16 protein-coding genes are annotated in these 26898 nt (G+C 42.0%); 14 read left to right on the top strand and 2 right to left on the bottom strand.

The features are described from left to right. Positions 1–482: 482 nt before the first annotated feature. The 7 genes from BLR37_RS02130 to BLR37_RS02100 all read left to right on the top strand — a co-directional run bounded on the left by BLR37_RS02130 (position 483) and on the right by BLR37_RS02100 (position 14853). On the top strand, positions 483–3668 hold the full coding sequence (locus BLR37_RS02130; RefSeq protein WP_244154573.1) for a SusC/RagA family TonB-linked outer membrane protein: 3186 nt from the start codon (positions 483–485) through the stop codon (positions 3666–3668). Further along, positions 3668–5599 (top strand): RagB/SusD family nutrient uptake outer membrane protein, encoded by a 1932-nt coding sequence (locus BLR37_RS02125; RefSeq protein ID WP_167356532.1) that lies wholly within the window; start codon positions 3668–3670, stop codon positions 5597–5599. Before BLR37_RS02130 ends, BLR37_RS02125 begins: the two co-directional genes overlap by 1 nt. 15 nt (positions 5600–5614) lie before the next feature. Then, entirely contained in the window at positions 5615–6847 is a 1233-nt protein-coding gene (locus BLR37_RS02120; RefSeq protein ID WP_090763958.1) for a DUF5000 domain-containing lipoprotein, read from the top strand. A 34-nt stretch (positions 6848–6881) separates the two neighbouring features. Further along, positions 6882–8102 (top strand): DUF4998 domain-containing protein, encoded by a 1221-nt coding sequence (locus BLR37_RS02115; protein WP_090763956.1) that lies wholly within the window; start codon positions 6882–6884, stop codon positions 8100–8102. Between the two features lie 131 nt (positions 8103–8233). Continuing rightward, complete coding sequence (locus BLR37_RS02110) at positions 8234–10567, top strand: glycoside hydrolase family 95 protein (protein WP_090763954.1); 2334 nt, start codon at positions 8234–8236, stop codon at positions 10565–10567. Positions 10568–10580: 13 nt separating this feature from the next. Then, positions 10581–12614, top strand: a complete 2034-nt coding sequence (locus tag BLR37_RS02105) for an alpha-amylase family protein (RefSeq protein WP_143009513.1) — start codon at positions 10581–10583, stop codon at positions 12612–12614. A gap of 31 nt (positions 12615–12645) precedes the next feature. Then, positions 12646–14853: an alpha-galactosidase gene (locus BLR37_RS02100; RefSeq protein ID WP_090763945.1), complete on the top strand. Its 2208-nt coding sequence runs from the start codon at positions 12646–12648 to the stop codon at positions 14851–14853. 146 nt (positions 14854–14999) lie between these two features. Here BLR37_RS02100 and map read toward each other — a convergent pair whose 3' ends face one another. Further along, the gene (gene map, locus BLR37_RS02095; RefSeq protein WP_090764841.1) at positions 15000–15800 is read right to left on the bottom strand and encodes a type I methionyl aminopeptidase; all 801 of its coding nucleotides are present in this window, start codon (positions 15798–15800) and stop codon (positions 15000–15002) included. Between the two features lie 504 nt (positions 15801–16304). On the opposite strand from map, the gene BLR37_RS02090 reads away from it, so the two are divergent. The 6 genes from BLR37_RS02090 to BLR37_RS02065 all read left to right on the top strand — a co-directional run bounded on the left by BLR37_RS02090 (position 16305) and on the right by BLR37_RS02065 (position 25055). Continuing rightward, complete coding sequence (locus BLR37_RS02090) at positions 16305–17747, top strand: hypothetical protein (RefSeq protein ID WP_143009512.1); 1443 nt, start codon at positions 16305–16307, stop codon at positions 17745–17747. An 11-nt stretch (positions 17748–17758) separates the two neighbouring features. After that, positions 17759–19126, top strand: a complete 1368-nt coding sequence (locus BLR37_RS02085) for a M60 family metallopeptidase (protein WP_090763939.1) — start codon at positions 17759–17761, stop codon at positions 19124–19126. Positions 19127–19181: 55 nt separating this feature from the next. Continuing rightward, on the top strand, positions 19182–20570 hold the full coding sequence (locus tag BLR37_RS02080; RefSeq protein ID WP_090763936.1) for an alpha-L-fucosidase: 1389 nt from the start codon (positions 19182–19184) through the stop codon (positions 20568–20570). Continuing rightward, positions 20570–22159: a beta-N-acetylhexosaminidase gene (locus BLR37_RS02075; RefSeq protein ID WP_090763934.1), complete on the top strand. Its 1590-nt coding sequence runs from the start codon at positions 20570–20572 to the stop codon at positions 22157–22159. The genes BLR37_RS02080 and BLR37_RS02075 overlap by 1 nt, the downstream gene beginning before the upstream one ends. A 16-nt stretch (positions 22160–22175) precedes the next feature. Continuing rightward, complete coding sequence (locus BLR37_RS02070) at positions 22176–23678, top strand: alpha-L-fucosidase (RefSeq protein ID WP_090763931.1); 1503 nt, start codon at positions 22176–22178, stop codon at positions 23676–23678. A 1104-nt stretch (positions 23679–24782) separates the two neighbouring features. Then, on the top strand, positions 24783–25055 hold the full coding sequence (locus BLR37_RS02065) for a hypothetical protein (RefSeq protein ID WP_143009511.1): 273 nt from the start codon (positions 24783–24785) through the stop codon (positions 25053–25055). A gap of 318 nt (positions 25056–25373) precedes the next feature. Here BLR37_RS02065 and BLR37_RS02060 read toward each other — a convergent pair whose 3' ends face one another. After that, positions 25374–26156, bottom strand: coding sequence for an HAD-IIA family hydrolase (locus BLR37_RS02060; RefSeq protein ID WP_090763924.1), 783 nt, complete (start codon positions 26154–26156; stop codon positions 25374–25376). Positions 26157–26360: 204 nt separating this feature from the next. Here BLR37_RS02060 and BLR37_RS02055 point away from each other — a divergent pair, with 204 nt between their 5' ends. Then, the gene (locus BLR37_RS02055) at positions 26361–26888 is read left to right on the top strand and encodes a hypothetical protein (RefSeq protein WP_090763921.1); all 528 of its coding nucleotides are present in this window, start codon (positions 26361–26363) and stop codon (positions 26886–26888) included. The last annotated feature ends 10 nt before the right edge of the window (positions 26889–26898 follow it).

Here is a 26898-nt window from a genome sequence, read left to right as displayed (position 1 = left end):
GGCGGAAAGATTTAGGCTGAGGGTGGAACTATTGAACTAATGGCCAGTGAACCATTGAACGAATCAGCTTCGAAAATTTGGAATATCAAATATTTTGTTTATCATTGTAAACGGAATAAATAGGATAGTATAGGATAGGGTAGTTGGTTGTTTGTATTCCAGCATGGATAAGCACAAGCGCTTTGAAATGATAAGCAACCGCTCAATCTCCTACAATGCTTTGCTTAACCCTTGATTTTCCGCTAACCAAACCAAATCAAAATATATGAGAAAATTTACAATTTACTTCAAAACGGAGCAACAACTCCCAGTATTCGCCAAAATTCAAATGCCGCCAGAGGCAAGTGGCCATTAAAGACTTATTCCTTATCTACCTTTTTTGATCTTATTTAATTTACTCATTAAAAGCTAATTGGCAAATGAAGCAATTGTTTTTGTGCGGGTACTTTCAGGTACCTGGCAGATTAAAAAACGCATTGTTATTGACGGGCTCAATCTTTGTGTTTTTTCTGGTTTTTATGCCTGTAAAGAGTTTTTCGCAGGCAGCAAAGAAAACCATTACAGGTAAAGTTACCGATACGCTCGGGGTTGGACTTCCGGGAGTTACCGTAGCGGTAGTTAATAAAGTAAACGTGGGTACACAAACCGATAACAACGGTAAATATGTACTCGATGTCGCTCCGGGCGAGCAGTTGCGCTTTTCTTATGTGGGCTATCGCGAGCATCGTGTAATTGTGGGCGCAGCTAACGTGATTAACGTTAAACTAGCAGAAGAAAATTTGCTTTCAGAAGAAGTGGTGATTACTGCCCTCGGTCAGAAGCAACGCAAAGAAGCGCTGGTAGGATCGGTAACCACAGTGAAAGTAGGCAATCTTAAAATTCCCTCAAGTAATTTAACCAATGCACTTTCCGGTCAGATAGCGGGTGTAATTGGCTACCAGCGCAGCGGACAACCAGGACAGGATAACTCGCAGTTTTTTATCCGCGGGGTTACAACTTTCGGATATAAAAGAGATCCATTGATTTTGATTGATAATGTGGAGCTAACCAGTTCAGATCTGGCCCGCCTTCAGGTTGATGATATCGAGAGTTTTTCGATATTGAAAGATGCCAGTGCCACAGCGTTATATGGAGCAAGAGGTGCAAACGGTGTAATTTTGGTGGCTACCAAATCAGGTAAAGAGGGCAAAGCCAAAATCAGTTTCAGGTTAGAGCAATCGGCTTCTCAATCGGTACAAAATTTAGAACTGGCCGATCCGATTACTTACATGAGGCTTTTTAACGAAGCATCTATTGGTCGGGGCATGGATCCCATGTTTACACCGAACCAGATTATTAACACACAGGCCACGGTAAATAAAAGTCCGGGGTACAACGAATATGTTTACCCCGCGGTAGACTGGCTGGATATGCTCTTTAAAAAACGTACCAGTACACAACGGGCCAATTTAGGTATCAGTGGTGGTGGCGGTGTTGCCCGTTATTACATTGCAGGTTCGTATAATTTAGATAATGGTGTGCTGAAAGAAGATTCGCGCAATAACAACGATAATAACATCAAATTCCGTAATTATCAGTTGCGTTCTAATATCAATATCGATTTAAGTAAAACAACCGAAATGGTGGTGCGCTTATCGGGTAATTTTAGCGAGTATAACGGTCCTTTAGCTACTGATGGTGGTTTTTCTACTGATTTATATAACATAGCTGTGCATACCAGCCCGGTTTCTTTTCCGGCATTTTACCCTGCCGATGCGGCCAACCAAAATGCGCAACACATTTTATTTGGTAACAGGGGTGGATCGGGACAAAACAGTATTTTAGACAATAACCCTTATGCAGCCATGTTGCGCGGGCATAAAAATTCGTCCGAATCGCGTATGTCGGCTCAGTTTGAGCTTAATCAGAAACTCGATTTCTTTACCGAAGGGCTTTCTTTTAAAACCATTTTCAGTACCAACCGCTATTCTTATTTCGATTCGCAGCGTGCTTATTCTCCATTTTATTATAACATCGGTTCGTATGATAAACAGAGCAATACTTATGTGTTAAGCTGGCTCAACTCATCTGTAACGAGTGGTGCGCCTAATATTGCGCAGGAATATTTGTCATATTATCCGGGAGGTACCAATATCAATACCTTTTTATATGCGCAGGCATCTTTAAATTACGATAAAGCCTTTGGTAATCATAATGTTAGCGGTACTTTAATTGGTACAGCACAGCAATCTGTTTACAGCAATGCCAGTTCATTGCAAAACTCGCTTCCTTACCGCAATTTAGGTTTGGCTGGTCGCTTAACCTATTCCTATAAAAGCCGCTATTTTATCGAATCTAACTTTGGTTATAACGGATCTGAAAGATTTTCGGAGAATCATCGTTTCGGATTTTTTCCAACCATTGGTGCCGGCTGGGTACTTTCTAACGAGAAATTCTGGACAGGAGGACTGGCCAATTTGGTTAACCGCTTAAAATTAAGAGCCAGTTACGGTATAGTAGGTAACGATGCCATTGGTGCACAGCGTTTCTTCTACATTTCGGATGTTAACTTAAACGGTGGTGGAAATTATGCCCAATTCGGGTTTAATGGCGCTGCGAACCGGAATGGTGTATTTATTAATAATTACGAGAACAAAGATGTAACCTGGGAAACTTCGAGGCAGACCAATGTGGCGCTAGAAGCTACACTTTTCAAAGATCTGAATCTGATTGCTGAATTTTACAACAATTACCGTTACAACATTTATATGCCACGTACCAATTTGCCTACTACATTAGGCCTGGAATCGGGTATAGGTGCAAACGTGGGCGAGGCACGCTCTCGGGGAATGGATTTATCGCTCGATTATAAATTCAGGGTGAACGATTTTTCTTTCGCCTTACGTTCTAATTTAACTTTTGCTAAAAATAAATACCTTAATTACGAAGAACCACAATGGGCAGAGGCTTACCGCTACACTACCGGACAGGCCATTAACCGCAATTTCGGTTACATTGCGGAACGTCTTTTTGTAGACGATAAGGAGGTGCAGAATTCGCCAACGCAGATTTTCTCGCCTAATGGTAAAGCACCAAGAGCAGGCGACATTAAATACCGCGATTTAAATAATGATGGCAGGATAGATGAGGCTGATAAAGCTTACATCGGTTTCCCACAATCGCCGGAAGTGGTGTATGGCTTTGGTTTTAGTTCCTCTTATAAAGGTTTTGATTTGTCGGCCTTTTTTACCGGGCAAGACCGCATGACTTTCTTTATCGATCCGACCAAAGTGAGTCCGTTTGTGCCCAGTAACCAGCAATACATATTAGGTAATACCCAATTACTTAAAGATTTTGCCGATAACCATTGGTCGCCGGAAAACCAGAATTTGTATGCGCTTTACCCTAGGTTGGCTGTAAATGCTGCAGATTTGGAAAACAATGCACAAACCAGCACCTGGTGGATGAGAAACGGTCGTTTGTTACGCCTTAAATCAGTAGAGTTGGGCTATACACTTCCACAGCGTATATCGGGCAAAATGAAGTTAAATTCCTGCCGCATTTATTTCAATGGCTTAAACCTGCTTACCTGGAGCCCTTTCAAATTATGGGATGCCGAGCAGGGTGGAAACGGTTTTGCCTATCCAATACAAAAGGTATTCAATGTTGGTCTTAACGTAACCTTATAATGAAAACGATAAAAACTTATTTCAAATACAGCTGCATCCTTTTAATGCTTTGCACTTTTGCATCCTGTAAAAAATACCTCGATGTAACTCCCGATGATATTGGCACATTAGATTATGCCTTCAGGAACCGCAACGAGGCCGAAAACTACCTGTATTCTTGCTACGCTTATTTGCAGCGCATGAACGATATGGCCACTAATCCTGGTTTTACCACTTCATCAGAGTTGATTTATTCAAATTCGCTCGATAACTTTCAGGGTTTTAATCCTACAGGGTTTAACCTCTTGAGGGGAACACAAACGGCGGCCAGACCGGGTTTAAATACCTGGGATGGGCAGGAGGGTAGTTACAGTCTTTGGCGCTCGATCAGGATTTGTAACATTATGCTCGAAAACATCGATAAACCAATCGATTTGGGAGCTGCAGAAAAGAAACGCTGGATTGCGGAAACCAAATTTTTAAAAGCTTATTACCATTACGTTTTATTTAAAATGTACGGGCCAATTCCCTTGGTTAAAACCAATCTGGCCATTAACAGCTCAACCGACGAAGTGCGTGTAAAAAGAGTACCGGTTGATGAAACAGTTGATTACATTGTATCACTTTTAGATGAAGCAGCGGCAGATTTGCCGGCGGTAATCAGCAACCAGGCTACAGAATTGGGTCGTATTACCAGCGTAATTGCGCTTTCGGTTAAAGCCGATGTTTTGACCACAGCTGCAAGTCCCTTGTTTAATGGTAATCCCGATTATGCAGGTTTTAAAGATAAAGATGGTGTGAGCCTTTTCCCGGCAGCTTATGATGCGCAGAAATGGAAAAAAGCTGCCGACGCTGCTAAAATTGCCATTACTGCTGCCGAAGCTCAAGGCATAAAACTATATACTTTCAGTGCACCATCAACAGTGGGTAAATTATCCGATTCGCTTAAAATAGAACTGGATGTACAGAATGCAGTAGCCGAAAGGTGGGAACTTAACTCAGAAATTATCTGGGCTTCCAATCCTGAGTTTAATTACCAGGGTTTTGCAACGCCAAGGTTAACCGCGAAATCGGCAGTGAACATTTTTTCAAACCCTTCTACTTTTGCTGCTCCGATTAGCACGCAGGAACTTTTTTATACTGTAAACGGTGTGCCCATTACAGAAGATAAAACCTGGGATTATGCAGGGCGCAACACCATTAAAGCGGGAGATAATGCCAGCCGTTACTACATTCAGCAGGGTTACGAAACCATTAAAGGGCATTTTGCCCGCGAAAGCCGTTTCTATGCCGATATGGCTTTCGATGGAGGAATCTGGTTTGGTAACGGCCGTAACTTTCAGGATAGCCCAAGTGCACCGTTATATTATGTTTCTGCCAGGGGTAGTGGTTTTGCAGCTCCAAGCGATAACATCAGGCTGAACATAACCGGTTATTGGCCTAAAAAACTGGTAAGCTATGCTTCTGTTTACGATGATGGTTTTCAATCTTCGCCATTCCGTATGCCTTTAATCCGGTTAGCTGGTTTATACCTTTTATATGCCGAAGCCTTAAACGAAGTGAACGGACCAACTGCCGAAGTGTTTACGTATATCGATAAAGTACGTCAAAGAGCAGGTTTACAAGGGGTACAATCCTCGTGGACAAACTTTTCGAAAAACCCAAATAAATATAGTACCAAAGATGGGGTGAGACAGATTATTCACCAGGAAAGAAGAATTGAGTTGTGTTTTGAAGGCCAGAGCGGTTGGGATTTAAGAAGATGGAAAGAACTGCAGGCAGTGTTAAGCAACCCAATTCAGGGCTGGAGCATCAACAATGCTGATGCAATAAACTATTACCGGCCAACAACACAGTTTATTCCGGTTTTTGGTTTGAAAGATTACTTGTGGCCGATCAGAAGCTCAAATCTGGTGGTGAATCCAAACCTTGTTCAAAATCCTTATTGGTAGTTTAAATTAAACAACATGAAAAATATTAAACATATTTATCTGGTACTTACTGTAGCTGTTCTGGCAAGCCTCTCGGCCTGTAAAAAGATGGAAAGTTACAACGATCCAGCTTCTTCAGATATGACCAAGCCCGGAGTAGTAACCAACATTAAAGTAGATAATTTTAATGGCGGGGCTTACATTACCTATTCTTTGCCAAATTCTAAAAATCTATTATATGTGCTGGCGCAGTACAAAATAAATGGTGTAACCACCCGCGAAACCAAATCGAGTTATTATTCTGATTCGATTATGGTTGATGGTTTTGCTAAAAAACAAGGTTACGATGTTACCCTGTATGCAGTAAGCAGGGCAGAGGTAAAATCAGACCCGGTTGTGGTAAAGGTTAATCCCGATACGCCACCGTATTTATTGGCCAAACCAAGTATTAATGCCGAACCAGATTTTGGTGGATTTAAAGTTACCGGTACCAACCCGGCAAAAAGTAATCTGGGCGTTATTCTGCTCTCGGTAAACGACAATAACAGTTCAGATGTGATCGATCAGCACTATGGCAATTCAGATCTAATCAGTTATTCGGTAAGGGGATATGCACCAGTGGCCAAAAAAATTGGTTATTATGTTACCGATAATTTTGGAAACATCTCCGATACCACTTACAAAACCATTACCCCGTTTTTCGAAACCTTGCTTGATAGGGGGAAATTCTTTCAATACAGGTTACCATCAGACGGTGTGATTGCCTATGGATGGGATTTACCTTACCTCTGGGATGGAAAAACCGATGGTAACTCTAACGGCTGGCACACCGCGCCAGGTGGTGCAATGCCTGCCATTGCTACTTTTGGTTTAGGGGTAAGTGCAAAATTAAGCCGCTTCATTTTATGGGAGAGACCCGATGGAGGCGATAAATTTGCTTTTGGCCATGGCAATCCAAAGGTGTTCTCGGTCTGGGGTTCTGATGTAGCCGCTCCACGTGATGCACAATTGCCTTTATCGGCACCTGAAGGTACTGTAATTGGTGACTGGATTAACATGGGCAATTACAATTATCCTAATCCGCCATCTGGCGCTACTCCGGTAGCCCATACCACCGCCGATAATGATTTTGTAAAAGCTGGTGTAAGTTTCAATTTCCCGCTAACCAACCCTAAAGTGCGCTATATCCGCTTATCGGTAAGCACAACCTGGTCTAGCGGTACCTTTGCACACGCCATGGAAATGGCCTTTTACGGCGATCCGAGATAGTTATTGATTAACAACAGATGATAAATTTTCAGATATGAAAAGTATATATAAAATAAGCGCTTTGTTACTGCTGCTGGTAACCGTAATCATCAGCTGTACCAAAGATGATCTTGCTTTTAAAGAATTTTTAAAGGACGGAGAAATGATCTATCCCGGTCGTGTGGCCAACATTATTACCAAACCGGGCAACCTGAGGACAGCACTCTGGTGGAACCCCAGTCCCGATCCAAGCGTAAGTAAATATGTGGTGTACTGGAACAACAATGGCGATTCGGTGGTGGTGAATTCAACTACACATAACCCGCTCGATACCGTTAAAGTAACCATTCCGAACTTGAAAGAATATACCTATACCTTTACGGTTTATTCTTATGATGCACAAGGACACAGATCTATCCCCATTGAGGCCAGAAATGTACGGGTATTTGGTCCGCTTTACCAATCGGGATTGTTAAACCGGCCTTACAATGCTACCAACCCCTATGTGGTAAACAGCAATGGTTCCGTTCAGCTTAATTTTAATACACCCGATACCATTAATGTAAATACCATTGTACGGTACACCAATACTACCGGAGCTACGGTTGATAAAACGTTATTGCCAAAAGATACGGCCATTACACTAACTGACTATAAAGCCGGAACGGATATCCTTTACAAATCAGCTTACATTCCGGGTAAGGGCTCGCTGGATGTATTTACAGTTGCTGATTTCTCAACTTTCCCGAAAATTTTTACTTATGTGCTATGCGATAGGTCGTTGTTTAGCGAAGTACGTTTAACAGGCGATGCACAGACTTACGAATCGGGAACCAGCATCAGTAAGTTGTGGGATGGCAGCGTAGGACCGCAGGGTTACCCCAATATTTTCCATAGTGCGGGTAACAGTGGCATGCCTCATGTAATTACGTTTGATTTGGGTAAGGTTTATACCAACTTATCGCGCATAGAAGAAACCGGTCGCGATTGCTGCAACAATCCAGATCGTTTTGAAGTATGGGGAACAGCCGATTTAACCAATGCAACTACCACCTTATCAGCCAGTAACAGTGGCTGGCCAGCTGAGGCAACGAGCAAAGGTTGGACGTTGTTAAAAGATATTACCAGAACAGATGACGGTAAGAATGCTTTTACATCCGAACTGGATAATGGAGGCAAACCGATTCGTTATATTCGCATCAGGATTAAGCATGTAACTACCGGCGATGGTAATTATAGCAATATGAGCGAAATCAGGTTCTGGAACAAGCAGTAAACTTTTTAAAGCACCGTCATCTCGACCGGAACGCAGTGGAGTGGAGAGAACTGCCTCAAGATAGATTTCTCGACTTCGTTGCACTCCGCTCGAAATGACGATTATGGAGTACAACACACACAAATGAAATTATGTTTTTAAAACAACTTACTGTAATTGCGTGCCTATCGCTTTTCATCAGTAAAAATGCCACAGCCCAACAAAAGCCCCTAAACCTTTGGTACGATAAACCCGCCAAAGTTTGGGAAGAAACATTGCCTCTGGGTAATGGGAAACTGGGCATGACGCCTGATGGGGGAATAACAAGGGAGCAGATTGTACTGAACGACATTACTTTATGGAGTGGTGGCAAGCAGGATGCCAACAATTACGAAGCTTACAAAAGTCTGCCCAAAATCAGGCAACTGATATTGGAAGGCAAAAATGATGAAGCGCAGGATCTGGTAAACCGCGATTTTGTTTGCAAGGGGCCAGGTTCTGGCGGTGCTACCTGGGGGAAATATCAAACCCTCGGTAATTTACAGCTGGATTATGAGTATCCTGGAATAAAAGCCGCAAAACCCGAGGTTTACAAAAGAACTTTATCGTTGGATAGGGCTGTAGCCACAACCGAATTTACCCTCGAAGGCGTAAAATATAAAAGAGAATATTTTTGCAGTTTTAATAACGATGTGAATGTAATTCGGCTTACAGCAAGTCAGCCTGGAAAGCTGAATTGCAGGATTTCTATCAGCAGACCAGAAAAAGCAACACTGGCTACCGATGGTAAAGATCTGCTCATGTTTGGTCAGCTGGATAACGGTACCGATGGCAAAGGTATGAAATACCAGAGTCGGGTTAGCACTGCTGTTAAAGATGGCGCTGTAATTACCGAAGGCAATATCATTCAGGTAAAAAATGCTACCGAAATTTTGGTTTACGTTGCTGCAGAAACCAATTTTAAACATGTTGATTTTGAAGCTCGCATTAAAAATTCCTTGCAGCAAGCCACAAAAACAGCTTATGCGGTCGAGTTGGCTAAACATACTGCTCATTTCGGAAAACTTTTTAACCGCTTAAAAATCAATTTAGGAGAAGGTGAAGCGGCTAAATTACCTACTGACGTAAGGCTCGAACATTTCTACAAAGATTACCAAAATGATGTTTCGCTTGCCGCCCTGTTTTTTCAGTTTAGCCGTTATTTAAGCATCAGCAGTACCAGGGTAGGGCTTTTGCCTCCCAATTTGCAAGGCTTATGGGCCAATCAGATCAATACACCCTGGAATGGCGATTACCACCTGGATGTGAACGTGCAGATGAATCATTTCGGCATTGAACAGGCCAATCTTTCTGAGTTAAACCTGCCGCTGGCAGAACTGGTTCGCAGTTTAACGGTTCCGGGTGCAAAAACAGCAAAGGCCTATTACAATGCTAATGGCTGGATTGCCCATGTAATTACCAATGTATGGGGATTTACCGAACCCGGCGAGAGTGCCTCATGGGGTGCGGCAAATGCAGGTTCGGGATGGTTATGCAGTAACCTTTGGGATCACTTCGCTTTCAGTCGGGATTTAAATTACCTCAAAAGCATTTATCCAGTACTAAAAGGTTCGGCCGAATTTTATAAAAGTGCATTGGTTAAAGATCCCAAAACAGGCTGGCTGGTTACTTCGCCATCTGTTTCGCCCGAAAATACTTTTTATTTACCTAATGGAAAAACAGCCAGTATTTCGATGGGGCCTACTATTGATAACCAGATAGTACGCGAGCTTTTTAACCATGTAATTACTGCAGCCAGGTTACTTAAAACCGATGCTGCATTCATTGCTTCGTTACAGGAAAAATTAAAATCGATTCCTCCGGTTGGCATCATCAGTAAAGATGGCCGCATACAGGAATGGCTCGAAGATTATAAGGAAACCGATCAGCAGCACCGCCACATTTCGCATTTGTATGGGGTTTATCCCGCCGGATTAATTACACCGGTTACTACGCCGGCTCTGGCAGAAGCCGCAAAGAAAACTTTGGAGGTAAGGGGCGATGACGGGCCAAGCTGGTCAATTGCTTATAAACAGTTGTTCTGGGCACGCTTATTGGATGGAAACAGGGCTTTTAAACTTTTAAGGGAAATTTTAAAACCTACCATGCGTACCGATATTAACTACGGTGCCGGCGGTGGGGTTTATCCCAATATGTTATCGGCGGGGCCACCTTTCCAGATTGATGGAAATTTTGGTGCTGCGGCTGGAATTGCCGAAATGCTCATTCAAAGTCACGATGGTTTTATCGAATTACTACCCGCTATACCCGATGCCTGGAAAGCCTTTGGCGAGATTAAAGGCCTGAAAGCCCGCGGTAACTTTACGGTTGATATGAGCTGGAAAGCTGGTAAAATTATTCATTACCGTATTGCTTCGCCAAAACCACAGCAGGTAAAACTTAAAATAAACGGTATCTTGAGCACCATAACCTCAACCAAACTATAACTTAAACAGAATTATGCGTACTTTATTCAGACTCAGTACTTCTTTATTGTTATTGCTGTTGGTTGTTCTGGGGCAAGTGTCGGCTACTGTTATTCCTTATGGTAAGAACGGAAAAATAGATTATAATCTCCAAAAAGGAACATTCGATGTTTTTAACGGCAAGGTTTTATTGCTCGCTGGTGGGTTTTCGGAAGCAGCTAATCAAAACAGTAGCTTCAGTTCTAAAAACTACAGACAAATTACCTATACAAAAAATGCAATAAAAGATGCTTTTGGCCAGGGCATTAAGCATACCTTCTTATTAAAACAAAATGGCTTGCCCAACATGAGGCAAATCATTTATACCTACACCAACCGCGATTACTTTTTTATTTCGGTAAGCCTGGCGGGGAACAATCTGGAGTCCAATAAAATGGTGCCTTTAAAAGGTGTCTTGATGGATAGCCAGCTAAAAAAAGATGCCAGTAGTTTATTCGTGCCTTTTGATAACGATACCTTTATTTCGTACAATGCTGTGCCTTTAAAAGCCGGTGTGAGCAACCCAAGTGCCGAGGTTACTGCTTTATACCAGAATGCATCGCGAAAGGGCTATGTAATCGGTTCTATTGAACACAGCGACTGGAAAACCGGAATACTGACTGCGATGAATAGTCAGCAGCAAACAACTGTTGAGGCCATTTGCGGTTATACCAACGAAAGTATTACCCGCGATAAAATTGCCCACGGCTACCTGAAAGGCGATCTAATAAGCGCTGCCCGTATATTTTTTGGAAACTTTGTTGATTGGCGCTCAGGAATGGAAAGCTATGCCAAAGCCAACCGTTTGGCCGAGCCACCAATTATTTTTAAATGGAAAAACCCAACCCCGGTAGGCTGGAACAGCTGGGGAGCCATGCAGGAGAAAGTTACACTCGAAAAAGCCAATCAGGTCGTCGATTTTTTTGCCGATAGCCTCAAGGCTTTCAGGAGTGCGGGCGTGGCTTATATCGATCTCGATTCCTATTGGGATAATTTGCTCAAGGGAGGTTTAACCGGCGATTATGCCAAACTCAAAGCCTTTGCCGATCACGCCAAATCAAAAGGCTTAAAACCTGGAATATACTGGGCGCCTTTTGTTGATTGGGGTTTTGCAGGTGGGGGCAACCGTAAAGCCGAGGGTAGCGATTATACTTTTGGCGAAATGTGGACGAAAGTTGGTACTGGTTACCATGATATTGATGGCGCCAGGGCCTTAGACCCAACACATCCGGGTACCCGGCAAAGAATAGCCGCAGTAATTAACCAGTTTAAAGCATGCGGTTTCGAAATGATTAAGATCGACTTTTTAGGTCATGCTGCAATTGAATCTGATCATTTTTACGACCCTAAAATTAAAACGGGTATGCAGGCTTACCGGTCAGGGATGGAATTTCTGCTCAAACAACTCGATAACAAAATGTTGGTTTATGCAGCCATTTCGCCAAGTTTGGCTTCTGGCCGTTACGTACACATGCGCCGCATTGCCTGCGATGCCTTTAAATCGATACACGATACCGAATATACTTTAAATGGTGTGAGCAATGGTTGGTGGCAAACACATTTGTACGATTTTATCGATGCAGACCATGTGGTGTTTGGTGATCAATCAGATGCCGAAAACAGGGCTCGCTTTTTATCTGCTATTGTTACCGGCGCCTGCATTACAGGCGACGATTTTTCAAGCCAGGGTAAATGGATAAACACTGCAAAAAGGTTATTGAGCAATACCGAAATTCTTAAAATTTTAAAGGATGGAAAAGCTTTTGTCCCGGTAGAAGGTAACAGAGGCAAATCGGCTTCGCCACTCTTTGTAAAGCAGGTAGGTGAGGTGACCTATCTTGCTGCTTTTAATTACAGTGGTGCCGAACAAAATCTTAAACTTGATTTTTCACGACTCGGACTAAAAAACAGTGAAAAATATGAGGCCTTAAACCTCATCAATCAAACTGAATCTCCCTTTCAGCATAACCAGATCATTAATCTGCCCACAAAAGATGCAGTGATTTTCAAAATAACTTCAAAAAAATAACAATCTATCTATAAAACATTATTTAAACCAAATGAAAAAAACAGATCAATTTTCGAATTACTTTAAACCTGGAGCATTTGCCATTGCTTTATGTTTAGGCTTAGGCCATTTAAAGGCCCAAACCATCATTCCTATCGAGACGGCCAATAACGCCCTGGTATTACAAGCCGGATCGAACAAGGATGTAAATACCATCTTCTTCGGAAAAAAACTCGCCAACAAGCAAGAATATGCACAGGTAGCCGGGCAGTATAAACAAACATCAGATTATACCGGTCAGTTAAACTCCATTTATACTCCTTCAGGGTCACGAAACCTGGTAGAACCCGCCATTACTGTTACCCATGCCGATGGCAATAATTCGCTCGATCTAAAATACGTCGATCATACCGTAACAGCGATTGATGATAACGTGAGCTTGCTTAAAATCAGGTTGAAAGACCCGGTTTATAATTTTGAAGTAACAATGTTTTACAAGTCTTTTTATAAGCAGGATGTAATTGAGCAATGGACCGAAATTAAGCACAACGAAAAGGGAGAAGTGGTGTTACACAAATACGCTTCGGCCAACCTGCATTTAAAATCGCCGCATTTCTGGTTAAACCAGTATCATGGCGATTGGGCCAAAGAAATGCAGCCCGAACAAAGTGAAATTACCCACGGCATTAAAACATTGGATAGCAAGTTGGGAACAAGGGCTAACCTGTTTCAACCTTCTGTTTTTATGATTTCGATGGATAAACCTGCAGAAGAAAACGAAGGCAATGTTTTATATGGTGCTTTAGAATGGAGCGGTAATTTTAAAATAGATTTAGAGCTTGATTATCAGGATAATCTGCGCATTATTGCCGGAATGAACAATTATGCCTCGCCTTATAGCTTAAAACCAGGAGAAGTTTTTGCAACGCCAGCATTTTTATACACTTTTTCTGATCAGGGAAAAGGTGCAGCGAGCAGGAAATTGCAGAACTGGGCACGCAACTATAAAATATTAAATGGAAAAGGAGACAGGTTAACCCTTTTAAACAATTGGGAGGCTACCTACTTTGATTTTAACGAGCAAAAACTGGCCGAATTATTAAAAGATACTAAAAAACTGGGTGTCGATTTCTTCTTGCTGGACGACGGCTGGTTTGGAAACAAATATCCGCGGAACAGCGATAACGCCGCATTGGGCGACTGGCAAGAGAATAAGCAGAAACTGCCTAACGGGATCAGTTCTTTAATTAAGGAAGCCGACCAGGCAGGAACACGATTTGGGATCTGGATTGAACCTGAAATGGTGAGCCCGAAAAGTGAGTTGTATGAAAAACACCCCGATTGGGTAGTAAAACAACCTAACCGCCCCGAATACTATTTCAGGCAACAGTTAGAACTCGATTTATCGAACCCCAAGGTGCAGGATTTTGTTTTTGGTGTGATTGATGGACTCATGACCAAAAATCCGAAACTGGCTTATATCAAATGGGATTGTAATGCGGTAATTTACAATGCTTATTCGGCACACTTAAAAAATCAGGGGCATTTCTATATCGATTATGTGAGGGGATTGTATAGCGTATTGCAGCGCATCAGGGCTAAATATCCAACTGTACCGATGATGCTGTGCTCCGGAGGTGGCGGCAGGGTAGATTATGGTGCCTTACAATATTTTACCGAGTTCTGGCCTAGTGATAACACCGATCCCTTAGAACGGATTTTTATGCAATGGGAGTATTCTTATTTTTATCCGGCCATCAGCAGTTCCAACCATGTAACCGATTGGGGTAAACAGTCTATTAAATTCCGTACCGATGTGGCCATGATGGGTAAATTGGGTTTTGATATTGTGGTGAGTAAATTACCGCACGAAGAACTTCAGTTCTGCCAGGAAGCCATTAAAAACTACAACGAAGTGAAACAGATTATCTGGCATGGCGAACAATACCGTTTGGCCAACCCACGTAGCGGAAGTGTAGCCTCAATGTTGTATGTAAACGAGCAAAAAACAGCAGGCGTAATTTTTAACTACCTGGTTAATTACCGCTATGAGGAGGCAAGCAAATACCCGATTAAACTGAACGGCTTAGATGCTGCTAAAAAATATCAGATAAAAGAAATTAACCTTTTCCCGGGCACAAAATCATCAATTGATAGCACCAAAACCTATACAGGAGATTTCCTGATGAAAGTAGGTTTCAACCCGAATTTGAATAACAACCGAACGAGTGTGGTACTAAAATTCGAAGAAGTGAAATAGCAATAATATTTAGGAGATATATCTTAAATTAGATTGTCATCCTGAGCCTGTCGAAGGATTAACCTTAATATATTTTGAGGTGTTTCGACGGGCTCAACATGACAATTCCTATAAGAACTTCGTGATCAGCACCACTATAGTATCTCTTAATAATAAGAAGTATTCAGGTTAACATTGGCTTGCTCTGCAGCTTCAATAATCGAATAATCAGAAAGGATTAAAGCCTGGCCTTTTTTAACACAAACATCGTGTTCGAAATGAACCGAAGGTTTCCCATCGGCTGTACGGATAGCCCAGTTGTCTTTATCCAGAAATACATCTTTCGTACCCATGTTAATCATAGGTTCGATAGCCATTACCAGGTTTTCTTTTAACATGGTGCCACTGCCTTTACGACCGTAATTCGCAACCTGTGGGTCTTCGTGCATACTCTGGCCCAGGCCATGTCCAACAAGGTCTCTCACTACCCCATAACCTTGTTTTTCGTTATAGTTTTGAATGGCAAAGCCGATATCGCCCAAGCGTTTGCCCACAACGGCTTCTTTAATACCTTCGTACAACGATTCTTTAGTGGTTTTAACCAATTTTAAAACTTCAGGGCTAGCTTCACCAATTACAAAAGTGTAGGCATGATCGCCATGCCAGCCATTTTTGATGGTACCCACATCCACCGAAATGATATCGCCATCGCGTAACTCTTCTTTGCCCGGAATACCATGTACTACTACATCGTTAATCGAGGTGATAATATGTGCAGGAAAACCATTGTAGTTATAAAAAGAGGGAACAGCACCATGATCTAAAATAAACTCATTGGCCAGTTTATCTATCTCCAGTGTTTTCATACCGGCTTTTAAAACTTTAGCAACTTCTGTAAGGGTTTGGCTCACCAATAATGCACTGATCTGCATCAGCTCTACCTGTTCGTTTGTTTTATATAAAATCATGTGCGGCAAAGTTAATAATATCATTTGGTGTTGCGAACCTTCGTGTTAAAACTTTACTCCGCCCTGAAACTGGGCGTTCCGTTAACGATTCGCAGAATTTTAATTCCCATTTTAAAAGAACAGGCATTACGTTTTGCTAAGGCAGGATTATCGGATTCGGCTGCTGAAATCTGTGAAATAATGCAGAATTGATGGTTTTTCTACCTTTTTGTTTACAATTTTCATCTTTTTTAAGGCAATAATATTCCAGTTTTGATTTAACCAAATTAGCAATAAACCTAAACAGAATTATTAAACAAAACAGCAGGGCATGTATGCCATCAGCAAGTACTTGCAATAAAACATTACCAAAGAAATAGATTAGTTTGAGTTAGTACCCAGCCTTACTGCTTGTTGGTCAATGCAGGCAGTAAACCGGTTGGGATGAGGGAGCACATTTTTAAATCAAGATTAAAACTATGAATTAAAACAACTAAATAATCCATAACCTAAACCACTTAAACAATGAAAAACACCAAACAAATTTGTCTGGCCCTGCTCTTAACTGCCTCTTGTGGCATGTTGATGAGCGGATGCAAAAAAGCGCCTGTTGCAGAACCACAAACAACAACGCTGGCAAAACCAAACACATTGGCATTAGGCTCGGGAACCACTCCGCCGAGTTTTGTTACCAATACCAAAAATTTAAACATTGTAATGTTTGTGCCAACCGATAATCCGGCACTATCCGATTACAAAACCAGATTAACCGACTTAATGGTTCATTTTCAGAACTGGTTTCATACCGAAATGCAAAGGTATGGCTACGACAAGTACATGGGGCTACCTAAAATAGATTCAACCGGGTTGGTGAGATTTATTGAAATCCCAGCAGCTGGCCCGCAGGCAGATTATCCTTATTCTTCGAGTGTATCGGCAACCAAAATCCTGAACGAAATTGCAGCTTACAAAGTCACACATGCTTCAGAATTTTCAAATTCGAGCCACACACTCATTCTATTACCCAACCGTACTGATGGTGGCGACCAGCCTTTTTACGGTTACGGCCGAAACTGTTTTGCTGTTGATAATGCAAATATGTCGGTAGATAAAATTCCGAATGCCAGTTCAAACCTATTGGGCGGTATGTTACACGAATTAGGCCATGGTTTAAACTTACCGCACGACCATGCTAAATATGCTTCTGAGCAACCTACATTAGGCACTTCCTTAATGGGATCGGGCAATGTAACTTTCAGTAAAGGCCAGCCAACCTTTTTAACCGAAGTAGATGCCGCTATCTTAAACCGTAACGAAATTTTTCAAAATCCACTGCCAACTGAAACACCTTATGAAAGTGCTACCACTACCATTAATGCCAATGCAAGTTTCAACAGCACTACACAGGCCTTTAATTTAAGCGGAAGTTTTACCAGCAATAAAGAGGTAACCGATATTTTGGTTTACATGGATCCCAACGTAAATAACGAAGGAACCGGTACAAACAAAGATTATAATGCGGTAACCTGGAGGTTTGCACCCGGAACCGGAAATACCATTGCCGGAAGTATTCCGCTAAGCGAACTTTACTACAAAACCAACGAACCTTACGAGTTAAAAGCCAAACTCCTGCTAAAAAATGGAAACGTAATTACCCAAACCTATTCTTTCTCATTTTTAAACGGGGTTCCGCAAATCGGCGCTAATGGTTCGGCTAAGTTCTGCCAGAATTCAAATTACGGCGGTTATGCCATATCCTTACCAGTTGGCCAATATACAACTGCCGATTTAATTAGCCGCGGTATCAGCAATAACGATGTATCTTCTGTTAATTTGGGCTTAGGGGTGAAAGTGATTATGTACGATGGTGATAACTTTACCGGAAGCAGCATTGAGCTCACTTCTTCAAGCACTTACGTCTCGACCTTTAACGATAAGGCATCTTCTATTAAAGTAATCGCCCTCTAAACTAAACCGATATGAAAAAGATATATCCCTTAAGCTTACTTAGCTTCGCTTTTTTACTGTCGGTTACTGCTTGTAAAAAGGCAAATACGGAGGCAGATAGCCAAACATTTTCGTTAAAGAACAAGGCTATGGCCACTGGTCCCGTATCGGGCATGGTTGCACCGCTAACCCAAACCTATAGCGAAAACGTAGGTAGCCAGGCTGTGGCAAACAGGTTAATCCAGTCAAACCACAACGAAATGCTATCAACCGGTTATTATGTTGCCGCTAACGATTCTATATACGTTACTGTTGCACAAGTGAGCGGTACCCGTTTGCCGCAGTTGGTATTGGGTACGCCATTCAGAGATAACGTTAGGCCGGTGCGTACCTATTACACGCTACAAGTTGGCTTAAACAAAATTAAAGCCGATCAGTACGGCGGTATGGCCTGGGTAAAATATGTAAGCAGTGCAACTCCCGCTGCTTCGGCCAGCCTGAGTTTTGGTAAAGGTTTTAAACCTGTGCCTTATTTTAAGAAAAATGTAACCAGTCATGCCGATTGGTTAACCATGCTCGATAGCTTGAGCAATGTACCCGATGTTATTATCGAAACCGATCGTGCGCTGGTAGTTGCCCGCAGAGACGATGCCATTACCTATAAAACCGACGATCAGCAGTTGTTAAGTACCAAAATTGATCAGATTGTCGATGCAGAAGATGCTTTCAGCGGTATAGATGGTTCTACAAGCCTGCACACCAAAGGCCCGTACAAATACTTGATTACCGTTAGAGATCCCGCAAATTCAGGCGACTACATGGCTGCGGGAATCGGTATTTTCTATGTCCGTTCTTTAACCTACCGCATCCTGCAAAATACCAATGTGGGCGGTGTTTCCGGTTGGGGATTATGGCACGAAATCGGGCACATTCACCAGCAGGGGCCATGGACCTGGAGCGGCTTAACTGAAGTGACGGTTAACTTGTATTCGATGGCTGCCGAGCGCTATTTTGCGGTTACCCCATCGCGCATGAACCGCGATGGCAAATGGACCTCGGTTGATAATTATTTTGCCATTCCACAGGCCAGCCGTAATTTTAATGGCACCGTTGCCAATGCCAACGATACGCGTCTGGGCATGTTTTATCAGCTATGGTTAGCTTACGGAGATAGTTTTTACATCGCCCTGCACAAGCAAACCCGTACCGAAAATCCTTCCTTAACAACTGATGCAGCTAAAATGCGTTATTTTATGTTGAAGGCCTGTAACATCAGCGGGAAGGATTTGAGTGACTTTTTTAAGAAATGGGGGCTCCCTGTAACGCAGTCGGTTTATGATGAAATAACGGCCCTGGGATTACCGGCGCCGGCAACAGATTTGACTACATTAAGAGACTAAATTTTAATACCTTACACTCCGGGAGTATTTTCTTCCGGAGTGTAAAAAAATACGAATGAAAAAAATATACCTGTTTACCTTACTGATTGCTGGCCTGACCACAAAGCTGTTTGCGCAATCAGCACCTTTAGATCAGTTTAAAGCCGATAAGTTCGGCATGTTCCTGCATTGGGGGCTGTATGCCCAAACTGCCGGCGACTGGAAAAACCATGCGGTAAAAGGAGGTGAACATTTTATGCTGTACGAGCGTATTCCAGTAAACGAATATGCAACCATTGCCAACCAATTCAATCCGGTTAAATTCGATGCCGATGCCTGGATAAAACAGGCTAAAGATGCAGGCATGAAATATGTAGTTTTTACTGCGAAACATCATGATGGCTTTGCCATGTACAATTCGGCCAGCAGCGATTACAATATCGCAAAACGGAGCCCGTTTAAGCGCGATCCAATTGCCGAACTGGCCAAAGCCTGTAAAAAATACCAGCTCATGCTCTGTTTGTATTACTCGCTGGGCAGAGACTGGCAAGATCCTGATGTGCCAACCAACTGGCCTGTAAAAGCCGGTAGAAGTAACACCTGGGATTATCCGAACGAAGATGCCAAGGTGTTTAACCGTTATTTCGAAAGAAAGGTTAAACCTCAAATTACCGAACTCTTAAGCAATTACGGCCCTATTGGCGTGCTTTGGTTCGATACACCAGAGTTAATCAGTAAAGCCGAAAGTGCCGAACTGAAAGCACTGGTACATCAATTACAACCCAATTGTCTGGTTAATAACCGCATTGGGAATGGGCTGGGCGATTTTTCGATTTCAGAACAATCTTTAACGCCATCGTCTAAAAAAGCCTGGGAATCGTGCTTAACCATTGGCAAAAACTGGGGTTATAACCGGCAGGACAGCACCTGGAAATCGCCCGAAGTATTGGTGCGCCACCTGGTAGAAGTGGCAGCCAATGGCGGTAACCTCTTATTAAACATTGGCCCGAAGGGTGATGGTACCTTTCCCGATTGGGCTACTGCAAGATTAAAAGCAATAGGTAGCTGGATGAAAATTAATCAGGAAGCCATTTATGGTACACAGCCCTGGCTTGTGGTTAAAGAAAGTAGCACCATACCAGAAGAAAATACCAGCATTGAAGCCAGTAAAAGCGCTACCAAAGATGCTGTTTTTGACGGTACACCACAATCTGTTGCACCTGATGTATATTACACCGCGAAAGATAAACTGATTTATGTGTTTTTAAGGAGCTGGCAAACACCGCAGGTGGTATTGAAGCAAATTAATAACCAAAACACCGCTATAAAAGACATTAACCTGTTGGGCAGTAAGAAGAAAATTAAATGGAACAGTACTAACCAGGAATTGAAACTGGATTTACCTGCTGACTTTAAAGCCACAACCAATGTTCCGGTTTATGTATTAAAAATAACAACCAACTAATGAAATTACTTGTTCTGGCCCTATCGTTATTTACTGTTGCTGCATTTGCCCAGACACCCGGCAACGTTATCCCCATGCCCGATAAATATGTTAAAGGCGAAGGTACTTTCCTGTTAAACAGTAATAGTGCCGTCAGCTATAACAATAATCAGTTAAAAACAATAGCTTACTATTTTCAAAATGAGCTGTTGAGTCAAAAAGGCATTACCATACAGCAGCAAGCTAAAGGTGCGAGCATTGCACTAGTGCTGAAATCAGGTGCGAAAAATGCCGATTCGAGTGCTTACCAGCTGAGTGTAAAGCCTAACCAGGTTACCATTTCGGCCAGTCACCCTAATGGGGTTTTTTATGGTGTAATTTCACTATTGCAAATGGCGCTAACGGCTAAAAATAACCAGATTGAAGCTGCCGAAATTACTGATGCCGCTGCTTATGGCTGGCGTGGCTTAATGCTCGATGAATCGCGCCACTTTTTTGGTAAACAAAAAGTGAAATCGATTTTAAACTGGATGGCCTTTTACAAACTAAATACCTTCCACTGGCATTTAACCGATGAGCCCGGCTGGCGTTTAGAAATTAAGAAATATCCCAATCTGGCACTTATTGGCGGAATAGGCGATTATTTAAATCCCGGTTTGCCGGCTCAGTTTTATACCCAGGCCGATATTAAAGAAATTGTAGCTTATGCTGCCGAACGCTACATTAAGGTAATTCCGGAGGTAGATATGCCCGGTCATGCCACTGCTGCCAACAAAGCTTATCCCGAATATTCAGGCGGTGGATCGGCAGGTCATCCCGAATTTACTTTTAACCCCGGTTTAGAGAAAACATACAGTTACCTAACCGATATCCTGAAAGAAACCAATGTACTTTTCCCTGCCGGAATGATTCACCTCGGAGGAGATGAAGTGAGTTATGGCAATGAAAAATGGAAAAGCAATCCCGATATTTTAAAACTGCGCGAGCAGAAAAACCTTAAAAACGATATTGAAGTAGAACAATATTTCATGAAACGCATGGCCGATTCGTTGTACAACCTTCGTGCTAAAGCTATTTTTTGGGATGAAATGGTTGATGTGGATGTACCCAGGGAAAAAACAATCATTTTCTGGTGGCGGCACGATAAACCAGGTCAGCTGCGTAGTGCATTAAATAAAGGCTATCAAACCGTATTGTGCCCGCGCTTGCCGCTTTATTTCGATTTTGTTCAGGATAGTACGCATCAGTATGGTCGCAAATGGAATAAATTGTATAATCCGGTTGAGCAGGTGTACCAGTTCGATGCCCGTTCCTTTGCCAAAGATGCAAAAGAACAACCACTCATTTTAGGTATTCAGGCCGATCTTTGGACCGAAACCGTAGATGGTGATGCCCGTTTGGATTATCTGCTCTTTCCACGTATTGCCGCTTTAGCTGAAGCCGCCTGGACCAAAAACAACCGTAAAGATTTTGCCGCTTTTAGCAATAGCTTAAAGCCGCATTTAACACTTTACGGTCAGGCAGGTTTGTACTATTACAATCCTTTAAAGCCCTTACAAAACCCCGAATTACCTGTAAAAAGGAAGAAACCCTTAAATTATAAAGATTAAACACACAAAAATATACATGAAGAATACGTTAAGATGCGCATTAATTGCTGTTGCAGCAGTGGCTGGTATAAGCCAGGCAAACGCACAGTGGACAGGCCCCAAAAAGAAACGCGATACCCTGATTGAAGTAAAGTATGGTTCGCTTACCCCACGTAACCGTACCGATGCGGATATGCAGGCTTTTCGCAGTTATGGTTTAGGGCAGTTTATCCACTGGGGTATTTATTCTATTGCTGGTAACGAATGGAATGGCGTAAGTGCGAGAGATGGGGCAGCAGCTTCAGAATGGATTCGCTCCTGGGGTGGCCCAACTGCGCCTAAAGACTGGACCAAAACTTACGATAATTTATACAAACAATTCAATCCTAAAAACTTTGATGCCAAACGCTGGGCTAAACAGGCTAAAGAAATGGGAGCGAAGTATGTAATTTTTACTACCAAGCACCATGATGGTTTTGCCCTTTGGCCAACCAAATATTCAGATTATAATGTTTCGGCTTCGCCTTATAAAAAAGATATTGTAAAGCAGATTGTAGACGCTTATACTGCCGAAGGTATAGATGTTTATCTGTACTTTTCGATTTTAGAATGGAACAATCCGAACTATATGGGTAAGGCTCCTCAAACAGACGAAGAAAAGGCCCGGTTTGATAAATTTCTGCAATATACCCGCAATCAGTTGTTAGAACTGGAAAGCAATTATCCAAAAATTAAAGGCTTCTGGTTCGATGGTACCTGGGATGCATCATGGAAGAGTGCTTATCAGTTTACCTATAACTTAGAAAAAGAACTTCGCGAAAAACACCCGGGTTTAATTATCGGTTCCCGTTTCCGCAACGATGAACATGGTTCGCGCCATTTCGATTCGAACGGCGTTATTTTGGGCGATTATGAGCAGGGATGGGAACGTAAGCTTCCTGCCGAATTTGAATGGTTAAACGGCAACGATTGGGATGCAGTAATGACCATTCCACCAAATGGCTGGGGTTATATGAAAGATTGGTCGGGCATTTACACCAAAACTACCGACGATTTGCTCGATATGTTAATGCATTCGGTATCCATGAACGGTAATTTCGTATTAAACTTTGGTCCTGATGGTAACGGAAATATGCACCCCGAAGAAGACAAAATAGCCGCAGAAATAGGTAAATGGGTAAAACAAAATGCCGAGGCTGTTTATGGGGTACGCCACGCCGCTTTAACGCCTTCAAAACTGGGTTATTTTACCCAAAAGGAAGATCAGCTATATCTAACTGTTTTCAATAAACCTGTTAATGGTATTGTGCGTATTGCTGTGCCTAAAAATGCTACACAGGTTCCGGGCAGTGCAGGGCTCTTAGTTGGTGGAAAAAGTTTAACCTTAAAGCAATCAGATATGGGTATCGACCTGGATAAGAATACTTATTATGATGTACTTCTTCCAAAAGATTTTCAACCCAGCCAGGCATTTGTACTCAAGATGAAGCTGGTTGCGCCAAAAGCTAAAACAACGAAATTAATGGATGCCAAAATGTAATTGGTCATCTTCTTTTGACATGCTCAGTGAGCTGAAAACTTAATTAATGTAATTTAAATGGAGACAAAGTGGTAATATAATTTGGTTTATTAGGATATCCAATACAATTACCTGATACTGCTTAGTACGTAGGATTGGTGATCTAATGTGCAACAGTATAAACATTTTGATTAGTTAGTTAATAATTGCGTAGCGATGGATGTTGCTGCGCAATCTTTTTTTATAGCCTGTTGTTCTTGTTTGCAACGAGGATAACGGAGCACTGTGATGGTATCGCCATGCATTACAAATGCATATTTCCTTCATTCTCGTGCAAACGAGGACGATTAAAAGGAAACCTAAGCTTGCTGTTTAAATGTTTTATATGCCGGTGGTTGACCAACTGTCATTATTGTCCTCGTTTGCAACGAGGATAGACGAGATAAGCGATTGCATCGCTATGTATTTAATACACTTTTATCGCGCCCTCCTTATTCCAAAGGAATCACTTTGTGACAACCGAGACGATTAAAGCAAAATAGCGAAACCTAAGCTTGCTGTTTAAATGTTTTATATGCTGATGACTGACCAATTGTCAGATGCAGGCTAGCAATTCGATCTGTACACTGACCAATTGTCTGTATACATGCTGCAATTGACTTTGGTGCGGCCGCAAACAACAGTGGAAGCCAAACATAGCGTACTAAAGGGTTTGCATTTGATACTGGTACGCTCGCAAACAATACTGGAAGCTAAACATAGCGTACTAATGGGTTTACAATTGATGCTGTTGAGCTCGCAAACGAGCATAGAAGGCAAACATAGTCTACTGGTGGGCTAACACATGACCCGCACTTACCATTGTCCTGGTTTGTAACGAGGATAGATGAGATTAGCGATTGCATTACTATATTAAAATGCAACTATTGATTTGTGATGTTATTAATATTCAATTAAAACTGGTAGCCTCCTTTTAACAATTTCGTAATCCTAATTAATTAAACCGGTAATAACAGCTTTTCATCTTTGTATTACATTTCTGAAAGTAGAAGCATTAACAATTCAACGGGCAGTTGTTTGGCCGTATAAGCAAGCTTTCCGGAGAGATAAATTAAGCGAAATATTATGAGACTGATTTCCTGTGCCGCTTTGTTAATGGTTATCCCGGCAGTAGCCTTACTGATGAAAGCAGAAGACTTTACCGCTACTAAACCGACTAATACAGATGCACCTCAGCTTAAAAATAACAGCAAAGAATTAAATGTAGTGCACTTATCTGCAACACAGGCAACAGTAAAAGATGATGCCCCGAAAGATGCAGCGTTCAAAACCGATTGCAGTCCAGGCTTTGATGGAAGTAGCTATTTCACAAACATTCCTTTGTTAACCAAACCATAACTATTTGTTCATTGGTGCAATAGTCATTAGTTCATTAGTGAAAATATTGGTAAACCGTTTGGTAATTGAAGATTGATTATTGAACATTGGTTATTAGTTCACTGGTTAATAGTTGATAGTTAATGGCAAATCACTTCCATTGCTTTTCACCCGGATCCTATCTTTCTGCTTGCAAAAATCCTGTCTGATAATTGGTCTTTGATTATTGGTAATTGCACATTGGTCGTTAATCAAACAATTCCTTCAGCTAAACTAAATCAACTGAAGGAATTATTTAAGGCCTCAACTCTCAACTCTCAACTCCCAACTCAGAACTAGCTATTTACTTTCCCACCAGTTGAGGGGAAACTGAATCTCATCAACCGAACTGGCAATCATATCGGGTTTAAAAGCATAATGTCCTAAGGTATCTTTGGTTGATATGCCCGAAAGCACCAGAATCGTTTTATAACCCATTTGCACGCCACCCTGGATATCCGTTTCCATGGTATCGCCAATCACAGTAGTTTCGCTGGTTTCAAGGCCTAAAAATTTACGTGCCGAACGCATCATCACCGGGCTTGGTTTACCCGTAACAAAAGCCTTCCTGCCGGTAGCCTCTTCAATCATGGCGGTAGTTGCAGCAATGCCTAAATTATTCCAGCCTGGTTTTTTAGGCGATGGGTCGCGGTTGGTGGTAATAAATTTAGCTCCTGCTAGAATCATATCTACTGCACGTTGTACCATTTCGAGTGTGAAATTTCTTCCTTCACCCAAAACCACAAACTCCGGATCGGTATTAACCAGTGTAATACCATGATCGTGTAAACTGCTCAATAAACCACCTTCGCCCAACACATAAGCTGTACCGTTAGGGCTTTGGTCAGAAAGAAATTTACCGGTAGCCATTGCGCTGGTGTATACATGGCTTTCCTCAACCTTTATGCCCAATCCTTTCAGTTTGCGTACTACTTCAAGTTGGGTGCGCTGGCTGTTGTTGGTCATAAATGCAAAGGGAATATCTTCATCAATTAAATGTTTAATAAATTTATCTGCACCAAATATCAATGCCTCCCCGCTGTAAATCACCCCGTCCATATCTATCAATAAGCCTTGTTTCATGTTTTTTCGTCGATTTAATGTTTAGCTGCAAACATAATATTTTCTTGTTCAATCCAGGTTAAGAGAATGTGTTTCGAAGCCTTTATTTTAGATTTAAACATTATGCTGTTGCAGGGTAAGCCAGGTTAATTTATTTAACATAAACTTAATATAACTGTTGTAGCGGATAGCCTGGTGCATACGTCTAGGTAAGAAAACAAAATCATGAAAAACGCTTTCAAAACAACAGCTTTTATTTTGTTGGTGTTAAGCACTTTAACAGCATGCAAAAAGAAAACCGATACACCACTGGATTTTACCATTGATGAGCAAAATTTAACCGAATGCCCGCAGGGGGCGAGTTGCAGTTTTATGTATGCCGATAATGCAGCGATGAGTGGTAATAATTTAACTTTAACCAAAGGGCAATACCGTATATTTTGGGTAAGGAGCCAGGGCGATGGCCGTACTTATTGGCTTTACATGCAGGCACCAATGCAAGGTGATCGGTTTTTGTTAACGGACGAGGATGTTAAAGCGGGTAAGGTGAAGTATGTTTCTTATTGCCCTGCCTGCTTCGGTATTGAGTTTAAAGCATTAAAAGGAACCGTTAAAGGGGTTAGGGTGGCCAAAACAAATGCTTCTCCGGAGAAATGGCTCATAGAAGCCAATATCGGAATTGGTGCGGCAGGCGCAACAGAACCTGCATCAACTATTGCCATTAAACAGTATTATTTTTCGGCGACAGAGTAAAGTTAACCTG

This window comes from Pedobacter soli (assembly GCF_900101435.1).
Lineage (GTDB): Bacteria > Bacteroidota > Bacteroidia > Sphingobacteriales > Sphingobacteriaceae > Pedobacter > Pedobacter soli.
Note: the sequence above shows the minus strand (reverse complement) of the source record. Positions and strands in the feature narration are given on the sequence as shown.